Here is an 8,367-nt window from a genome sequence, read left to right as displayed (position 1 = left end):
CGATCGCCGCGTCGAGCATCCCCTCGGCCGCGCCCACGGACTGCACGGCCCGGGCCAGCGCGCCGCGCAGGACCGCCGCCTCCACGTGGGCGGCGTCGACCGGGGTCCACGTGGCGTCCGCGGGCGGGGTGACATCGCCCAGCGACACCGCGGAGGTCCCGTCGGCGGCCGAGATCCCGGCTCGATCGGTCCCGACCTCGGCCACCTCGTGGCGGGCGGCCCCGTCCACGGCGCCGACCCGGCGCACGCACAGGATGGTGTCGGTGGAGCCCGCCCAGGCCACGCGCCGGGCGTGGCCGTGGGGCCCGAGCACCGCGAGGGTCGCCGTGCCGGGGGACGAGTCGTCCAGGCCGGCGGCCCGGCGTAGGGGCCCGACGACGAGGTCGGTCTCGGCGAAGGGGACCGCGACGCCCGCGGCCGCGGCCAGTCGCAGGAGCGCCGCGGCCTCGGCCCAGCCGGCCCCGCTGCCGCCCGTGGCCTCGGGGGCGGTGAGCCGGCCGAGTCCCACCTCGGACAGGGCCCGCCACACGGCGGCCGCGTCGGGGCGGGCGGTGGGTCCGGAGAACTGCGCCAGGACGTCGCCCATCATGGCGTCGAGGTCGCCGTCCACGTCGAGGTCGACGGGGGCGTCGGCGTTCGCGGTGTTCTCGTTCATCGCATCCCCAGTCCCCGCGCGATCACGCCGCGCAGGATCTCGTTGGTCCCGCCGCGCAGCGTGAAGCCGGGGCGCTGGTGCAGCCCCGCGCGGAGCAGGTGGACGAGCTCGGCCGAGGCCGACTCCCCTTCACCCGGCGAGAACTCGTCGCCGAGCCGGGTGGAGACCACGTCGACGATGTCGCCCTCCGTGGTGGTGCCGAGGAGTTTGACCAGGGCCGCCGGGATGTCGGCCGGCTCACCGCGCTGGAGTGCTCCCGCGATGTTCTGGCTCAGGGCGTGCAGCCCCGCCATCCGCGCCACCGAGCGGCCGAGATCGGTCCGGGCGGGCAGGCGTCCCTCGCCGATCGCGCCGATCTCGGCGGCCAGCAGTCGGAAGGAGGACAGGAACCGCTCCGGCCCGCTGCGCTCGAACGCCAGCTCGGAGTTGACCTGCTCCCAGCCGCTGCCGAGGGTGCCGAAGACCCGCGCGTCGGGGACAAAGACCTCGTCCATCACGACCTCGTTGAAGTGGTGGTCGCCGGACAGGGACACGATCGGGCGGATCGTCACGCCCTCGCTGCGCAGGTCAACGATGAACTGGCTCAGTCCCGCGTGCCGGTTCGACGTATCCAGGGGCTCGGTGCGGGCCAGGGCGATGAACGCCTCCGCGTGCTGGGCGCCGGAGGTCCACACCTTGGTCCCGGTGATGGTCCAGCCGCCGTCGACCCGGACGCCCCTCGTGCGCACGCTGGCCAGGTCGGAGCCGGAATCCGGCTCGCTCATCCCGATGCCGAAGCAGCACTGGCCCGCGGCGATGCGGGGCAGGAACCCGCGCTTCTGCTCCTCGGTCCCGTACCGCAGGAGCGAGGGCGCGATCTGACGGTCGGCGACCCACTGGGCGGCCACCGGAGCCCCCACGGCGAGGAGTTCCTCGGTCACCACGAAGCGCTCGAGATGGGTGCGGCCGCGGCCTCCGTACTCGGTCGGGATGGCCATTCCGACCCAGCCCCGGTCCGCGAGCCTGCGGGTGAAGTCCTCGTCCCAGCGGGTGAGCCACGTGTCGATCCACGGCGTGAGACGTCCCGCCGCGATCTCGTCGGCGAGGAACGCGCGCACCTCCGCGCGCAGTGCGTCCATGTCCGCCGACGCGAGGGTGGTCGGTGGGGCGATCCGGGGCGGCATCGGTACCGCTACCGGCCCGTGTAGCTGCCGGGGCGCTTCTCCCCGAACGCGGCGAGCGCCTCGCGGTGATCCTCGGTGTGGTGGGCGAGCGCCTGCATCGTCGCCGAGAGTTCGAGGAGCGACTCCAGCGACTGGTGCTGGGACTCGCGCAGGAGGCGCTTGGCCATCCGGACAGCGTGGGGCGGGTTCTTGGCCACCCGGCCCGCCAGTTCCCGGGCGGAGTCCATCAGGGCGTCGGGCTCGACCACCCTGTTGACCAGCCCCCACTCGGCGGCCTGCTCCGCCGTGACCCGGTCCCCGGTCAGGGCCATCTCCGCCGCCCTCGCCGGGCCTATCGCCCTGGTGAGCAGCCACGCGCCGCCGTCGCCGGGGATGATGCCCAGCTGGACGAAGCTCTCCGCGAACCACGCCCTGGTGGAGGCCACCCGCAGGTCGCACATCACGGCGAGGTCGCACCCCGCGCCCACCGCCGGCCCGTTGACCGCGGCGACCACCGGCACCTCGCAGTGGTACAGGGCTCGGGGGATCCGCTGGATGCCCCGGCGGTACCCGTCACGGAGCTCGTACGGGCTGCCGCCGAACATCCCGGCCCGGTCCACCATGTCCTTGACGTTGCCGCCGGCGGAGAACGCCGATCCCGCCCCGGTGAGCACGACCGCCCGCACGTCGTGGTCCGCGTTGACCGCCGCCACCTGATCGCAGATCGCGTCGACGATCGCCGGATCCGAGATGGGGTTGCGGGCGTCCGGCAGGTTGAGCGTCCACGTCTCGATGTGGTCGGCTCGCTCGACGAGCAGGGGTGTTGAGGCCATGGGGATTCTCCCTGGGTAGCGGGACCGGCGTTCTCGTCCTGACGGTCCGGGGTCGGACTGCGTCACTCGGTACCCGACTGTATCCAGTGGCACCGGTCGCCGTCGCCGTTCCCGGGCTGGCCCCCCTGGGCGCGGTGCCGGGGTCGAGAGACGACGAAACCCCTGCCCGGGTCGGGCGGGGGTGTGTGGAGGTGCTGGTGGAGCCGCGTGTCGGAATCGAACCGACGACCTTTTCATTACGAGTGAAATGCTCTACCGACTGAGCTAACGCGGCGAGCCCTTGTGGGGCGAGGCAACTATATATGACGGGTCGGCGCCGCCGGAAAACGGCCGCCACGCCCCGGCCGAGGGCCGGCTCGCGCCGCCCGTCAGCCCAGCGCCTGCCGGATCGCCCCCACCATCGCCGACACCGCGAACTTGGGTTTGACGTTCACCTCGATCGCGGCGCGGCACTCCTGGATGGCCTCGATGGCCTGCAGGACCGCGGCCGGCGGGTAGTGGCCGCCGAGGCGCGAGGACTCCGCGGCCTTGTCCGGGTGCACCGGGGCGACGTCGCCCACCCCGAGACCGGCCATGAGGGCGTCGCGGTAGAAGCCCGCGAGGTCGACCAACGCGAGGTCCAGGGAGTCGCGGGTCGAGCGGGTGCGCCGCGACTTCTGCGCCTTCTCCAGCTCCTTCACCGCCCCCGCGGCGCCGCGACCCGCCGCCACCGCGCCCTTTCCCGTCCCCCCGACCCCCATGGCGGTGCGCAGCTCCTCCACCTCACGCTCGTCGTTGCCGGTGTTGCGGGCGACCGCCTCCTGTTCCGCGGCGCTGACCAGCCGGTCCGCGAGCGGGAACGCCCGGCCCGGGTTGTGCATGACCATGGGCAGTTCCAGGACCGCGTCCCGGCGATCCCTGGTGGCCTCGTCGGTGGCCAGCCACCGGGCGCGGCCGATGTGCCCGGAGGACACCCCCGCCGCCCACCTCGCCCGGTCCGGGTCCACCCCGCCGCCGGCGAGGAGCGCGCTCTCCACCGCGGCCGCGTCCGGTTGGCGCAGCGCGACGGTCCGGGACCGGGACCGCAGGGTCACCATGATGTCCATCGGGTCCGTGGTGGGCGAGCACAGCAGGAACACGGTCCGGCTGGGCGGCTCCTCGACCACCTTGAGCAGCGCGTTCCCGGACTGCTCGGTGAGCCGGTCCGCCTCCTCCACCACGACGATCTGCCAGCGTCCGGTGCCGGGCCGGCTGGCCGCGCGGTGGATGGTCTCCTTGACGTCCTTGAGGAGGATGTTGACCCCCTGGGGGGCCAGGAGGTGGACGTCCGCGTGGGTGCCCGCCGCCACGGTGTGGCACGCCCGGCACTCGCCGCAGCCCACGATCTCCGGATGCTCGCACTGCAGGGCCGCCGCGAAACACATGGCCGCGACACTCCGGCCGCTGCCGGGTGGACCCGTGAACAGCCACGCGTGGACCATCCTCGCGTCCGTCTGGTCCCAGCCCTGACCCGGCACGCGGGCCCGGGCCGCGTGCGCGGCAGCGGTCAGCTCCGCCACGACCTCGTCCTGGCCGGCCAACCGATCGAACACCCCTGACATGAGCCCACCCTATCCCCGCCCACCGACAGGCCCCGTTCCCGCCGGGCCCGCCTGGAACTACCCTTGGCCCAATGAAGCGTTGGGTCAGGCTGTTCCGGTGGCTGTGGGCCACCCCCTGGCCCGTCTACGCCCTGACGATGGTGCAGGCCAACATCATCGGGGCCGTCTTCGTCTTCGCCTTCCTCCGGTTCGTCCTCCCGATGGACCGGTTCCTCGACCTGGACGAGTTCCGCTTCCTCAACCAGTACCTGTTCATCGGCTACCTGGTCCTGGCGTTCGTCGGCGGCGTCATCGCGTCGACCCTGCTCCTGCTGCCCGTCCTCCGGGTGGACCGCTCGGGCGAGGAGTTCAGCGGCGCGATCCGCAACCGGGCCCTGCGATTGCCGTTCCACCAGGCCCTGGTCTCGGGGGCGATGTGGCTCATCGGCTCGCTGGTCTTCGTGGCGGTGAACGTGGGCCACTCCCCCAGGCTGGCGCTGGTGGTGGGGGTGACCAGCGTGCTCGGCGGCACCACCACCTGTCTGATCTCCTACCTCCAGGCCGAGCGGATCATGCGGCCGATCACCGTGAGGGCGCTCGCGCAGGGCGTGCCGGCCAACCGGCACATGCCGGGGGTGCGGCGGCGGATCTTCCTCGGGTGGGCGCTGACCACCGTGATCCCCGTGGCCGGGATCCTGCTCATCCTCGCCGGCCACTGGGTCGGGCTGTTCGGGGGCGATCCCCAGCTCATCCTCGTCGCGCTCGCGGTCCTGGCGAGCGTCACGGTGATCGCCGGGGCGATCGGGATGGGGCTGGTGTCGGATTCGATCGCCGACCCCGTCCGCGAGATGCAGGAGGGGGTCAAGCGGGTCAAGAAGGGCGACCTCCAGACCCGTGTGACCATCTACGACAGCTCGGAGATCGGCCGCCTGGGCCAGGGTTTCAACGAGATGGTGACCGGTCTCCAGGAGAGGGAGGCCATCCAGGACCTCTTCGGCCGCTACGTGGGCGAGGACGTCGCCCGGAACGCGCTGGAGCGGGGCACCGAGCTCGGCGGCCAGGAGCGGGTGGTCGCGGTGCTGTTCGTCGACCTCACCGGCTCGACCGAGTTCGCCGCCTCCCACGATCCCGCCGACGTGGTGGCGGTCCTCAACGAGTTCTTCCGGATCGCCGTGGAATCAGTCGACTCCAACGGCGGGTACATCAACAAGTTCCAGGGCGACGCTCTGCTCGCCGTGTTCGGCGCGCCGCTGGAGGTGGAGAACGAGGCCGGACGGGCGCTGCGGGCCGCGCGGGCACTCCAGAGCAGGCTGGCCGATCTCTCCCCGCTCTCGGCGGGCATCGGGGTCTCCTACGGAACGGTGATCGCCGGGCACATCGGCCACGCCAAACGCTTCGAGTACACGGTGATCGGGGACCCCGTCAACGAGGCCGCCCGCCTGACCACGCTGGCCAAGATGGAGCAGGGTCACGTCCTGGCGTCCGCCACGACCATCCGCCACGCGGACGCGCCGGAGGCCGCCAGGTGGGTGCTGGGCCGCAGCGTCGAGCTGCGTGGACGCGGCATCATGACCCAGCTCGCCCGGCCGCTCCGGCCCACGCTCGCCGACCGGTGGCAGGCCGGGGACACCGCGCTGCGCCCGGGCGCAGGGGGCCCCGGCGCGGCGGGCGGCTGAGCCGGGTCAGCCGGCTCAGCCGCGCGCGGCGGCCTTCTTCGCCGGGGCCTTCTTCGCCGGGGCCTTCCTGGCCGCGGCCTTCTTCGGCGGGGACTTGACCCGCCGCTCCGACAGCAGCTCCGAGGCGCGCGCGTCGGTGAGGGTCTCCACGGTGTCGCCCTTGCGCAGGGACGCGTTGGACTCGCCGTCGGTCACGTAGGGCCCGAAGCGCCCGTCCTTGACCAGCATCTGCTTGCCGGAGACCTCGTCGATCCCCATCTCGCGCAGCGCCTTGGGCGCGGCGGCCTGCCGGCCGCGCCGCTTGGGCTCGGAGTAGATCTTCAGCGCCTCCTCGAGGGTGACGGTGAAGACCGCGTCCTCGGTGTCGAGGGTCCGCGAGTCGGTGCCCTTCCGCAGGTACGGCCCGTAGCGGCCGAGCTGCGCGGTGATCTCCTCGCCGCTCGCGGGGTCGACGCCCAGCACCCGCGGCAGGGAGAGCAGCTTGAGCGCCTGCTCGAGGGTGACCGTGGCCGGCTCCATGGACTGCATCAGTGACCCGGTCCGCGGCTTGGGGCCGGTGGGGTTGTCGGCCTCCTTCTTGGCCTTGCGGGTGACGGCGGACTTGGCCTTGGTCGCGGCCTTCTTGGCCTCCGTCTTGGCGTCGTCGTCCTTCGCCGCCGCCATGGCGGCGTCGCGCTCGGCGTCGATCCTCTTCTTCTCCGCCTCGGCGTCGGCGAGCACCTTCTTGGCCCACTGCGCCTTCTCCGCGTCGGTGGGCTCGGGCAGCTTCTCCGTGACGTAGGGGCCGAATCGCCCGTCCTTGACCACGATCTCGTGCCCGGTCCCGGGGTCCACGCCCAGCGGGCGCCCGTCCTGGGGGGTGGAGAACAGCTTCTCCCCCACCTCGAGGGTCAGCTCGTCGGGGCTCATCCCCTCGGGGAGGTTGGCCCGCTGCGACTCCTCCGCGCCGTCCTCCCCTGCGATCATGCGCTCGAGGTACGGCCCGTAGCGGCCGACCCGGACGTGGACCGGTCGGCCCTCGGCGTCGTCGAACACGCGGATCGAGTTGATGCTGCGGGCGTCGATCGCCTCGAGGTTCACGTCGACGAGGTTCTTGAGCCCGACCGCGTACTGCCCGCCCCGGTCGTCCCCGGCGGGGTCGCCGAAGTAGAAGCGGCGCAGCCAGTCGTCGCGGTTCTCGCGGCCCTCGGCGATCGCGTCGAGCTCGTCCTCCATGAGCGAGGTGAAGTCGTAGTCGACCAACCGACCGAAGTTCTGCTCCAGCAGCCCGACCACGGCGAACGCGACCCAGCTGGGGACCAGCGCGTTGCCCCGGACGTAGACGTATCCGCGGTCCTGGATGGTGCGGATGATGCTGGCGTAGGTGGACGGGCGGCCGATGCCCATCTCCTCCATGGCCTTGACCAGGCTCGCCTCGGTGAAGCGCGCGGGCGGGCTGGTGGTGTGACCGTCGGCCACCAGGTCCGAGCCCGTGAGAGCCTGCCCCTCGCTCAGGTGGGGCAGCCGCCGCTCGGCGTCGTCCGCCATCGGCTTCTCGGAGGACTCGGTGGACTCCTCCGCCGCCTCGACGTAGGCCTTGAGGAAGCCGGGGAAGGTGATGGTCCGGCCCGAGGCGGAGAACGTCGCGCGGCTGTACCCGGACGGGTTCTCCCCCGCGGCTCCGGTGATCCGGATGCTCACCGAGGTGCCCCTGGCGTCGGCCATCTGGGAGGCGACGGTGCGCTGCCAGATCAGCTCGTACAGGCGGTACTCCTCGGCGTCCAGCACGCTGTGGAGCTGGCCGGGGGTGGCGAACGACTCGCCGGCGGGGCGGATGGCCTCGTGCGCCTCCTGCGAGTTCTTGACCTTGCGCGTGTACTGCCGCGGCGTGGGCGAGACGTACTCGCTGCCGTAGAGCTCCGCCGCCTGCGCGCGGGCGGCCGCGATGCCGCCCTCGGACAGGGTCGTGGAGTCGGTACGCATGTAGGTGATGTAGCCGTTCTCGTACAGCCGCTGCGCGATGCGCATCGTCCGCTCGGAGGTGTAACGCAGCTTGCGGCCGGCCTCCTGCTGCAGCGTCGAGGTCATGAACGGCGCGTAGGGGCGCCGCGTGTACGGCTTGGACTCGACGGAGTCCACGGCGAAGTCGGCACCCTCGAGCGCCCCGGACAGCGCCCGGGCCGCGCTCTCGCCGAGCACCACCGCGTCCTTGGCCGCGCCGGTGGCCTTGAGCTTGCCGTCCTGGCCGAAGTCGCTGCCCCGGGCGACGCGGGCGCCGTCGACGGCGGACAGGCGGGCGGTGAAGCTCCGCGGCTCGCCGGCGTCGCCACCGGTGGCCTCCTGCGTCGCCAGGAGCGCGGTGACGTCCCAGTAGTCGGCGGCGACGAACGCCATGCGCTGGCGCTCGCGCTCGACGATCACCCTGGTGGCCACCGACTGCACGCGGCCCGCCGACAGCCGCGGCATGACCTTCTTCCACAGCACCGGGGAGACCTCATACCCGTAGAGGCGGTCGAGGATGCG

Annotated in this window: 6 protein-coding genes and 1 tRNA gene; 1 reads left to right on the top strand and 6 read right to left on the bottom strand. The window is 72.7% G+C overall.

The window, feature by feature from the left end:
• The 5 genes from B4M60_RS01870 to B4M60_RS01850 all read right to left on the bottom strand — a co-directional run.
• Nucleotides 1–655 (bottom strand): acyl-CoA dehydrogenase family protein (locus B4M60_RS01870; RefSeq protein ID WP_349679604.1); only part of this gene is annotated, 655 nt, incomplete at its 3' end.
• On the bottom strand, nucleotides 652–1,818 hold the full coding sequence (locus B4M60_RS01865) for an acyl-CoA dehydrogenase family protein (protein ID WP_291079751.1): 1,167 nt from the start codon (nucleotides 1,816–1,818) through the stop codon (nucleotides 652–654). The genes B4M60_RS01870 and B4M60_RS01865, both read right to left, overlap by 4 nt.
• Before the next feature lie 8 nt (nucleotides 1,819–1,826).
• Nucleotides 1,827–2,630 (bottom strand): crotonase/enoyl-CoA hydratase family protein, encoded by an 804-nt coding sequence (locus tag B4M60_RS01860; RefSeq protein ID WP_291079749.1) that lies wholly within the window; start codon nucleotides 2,628–2,630, stop codon nucleotides 1,827–1,829.
• Between the two features lie 198 nt (nucleotides 2,631–2,828).
• Nucleotides 2,829–2,904, bottom strand: a tRNA-Thr gene (locus tag B4M60_RS01855).
• 94 nt (nucleotides 2,905–2,998) lie between these two features.
• A complete protein-coding gene (locus B4M60_RS01850; RefSeq protein ID WP_291079747.1) occupies nucleotides 2,999–4,210 on the bottom strand; it encodes a DNA polymerase III subunit delta' in 1,212 nt (403 codons plus the stop codon).
• A 71-nt stretch (nucleotides 4,211–4,281) separates the two neighbouring features.
• Between B4M60_RS01850 and B4M60_RS01845 the strand changes: the two genes are divergently transcribed.
• Nucleotides 4,282–5,865: an adenylate/guanylate cyclase domain-containing protein gene (locus B4M60_RS01845; protein ID WP_291079745.1), complete on the top strand. Its 1,584-nt coding sequence runs from the start codon at nucleotides 4,282–4,284 to the stop codon at nucleotides 5,863–5,865.
• Nucleotides 5,866–5,880: 15 nt separating this feature from the next.
• Here the strand turns inward: B4M60_RS01845 and topA are convergent.
• The coding region (gene topA, locus B4M60_RS01840; RefSeq protein WP_291079744.1) for a type I DNA topoisomerase at nucleotides 5,881–8,367 on the bottom strand (2,487 nt) is incomplete at its 5' end.

It is taken from the genome of Dietzia sp. UBA5065 (assembly GCA_002415925.1).
In the GTDB taxonomy this organism is placed as follows: domain Bacteria; phylum Actinomycetota; class Actinomycetes; order Mycobacteriales; family Mycobacteriaceae; genus Dietzia.
The sequence above is the reverse complement of the archived record's forward strand: the minus strand, read 5'-3'. Positions and strand labels throughout refer to the sequence as shown.

Bases quoted from the DNA above. Each gene is read 5' to 3' on its own strand.
- B4M60_RS01865 (WP_291079751.1), bottom strand. From the start codon at position 1,818: ATGCCGCCCCGGATCGCCCCACCGACCACCCTCGCGTCGGCGGACATG.
- B4M60_RS01860 (WP_291079749.1), bottom strand. From the start codon at position 2,630: ATGGCCTCAACACCCCTGCTCGTCGAGCGAGCCGACCACATCGAGACG.
- B4M60_RS01850 (WP_291079747.1), bottom strand. From the start codon at position 4,210: ATGTCAGGGGTGTTCGATCGGTTGGCCGGCCAGGACGAGGTCGTGGCG.
- B4M60_RS01845 (WP_291079745.1), top strand. From the start codon at position 4,282: ATGAAGCGTTGGGTCAGGCTGTTCCGGTGGCTGTGGGCCACCCCCTGG.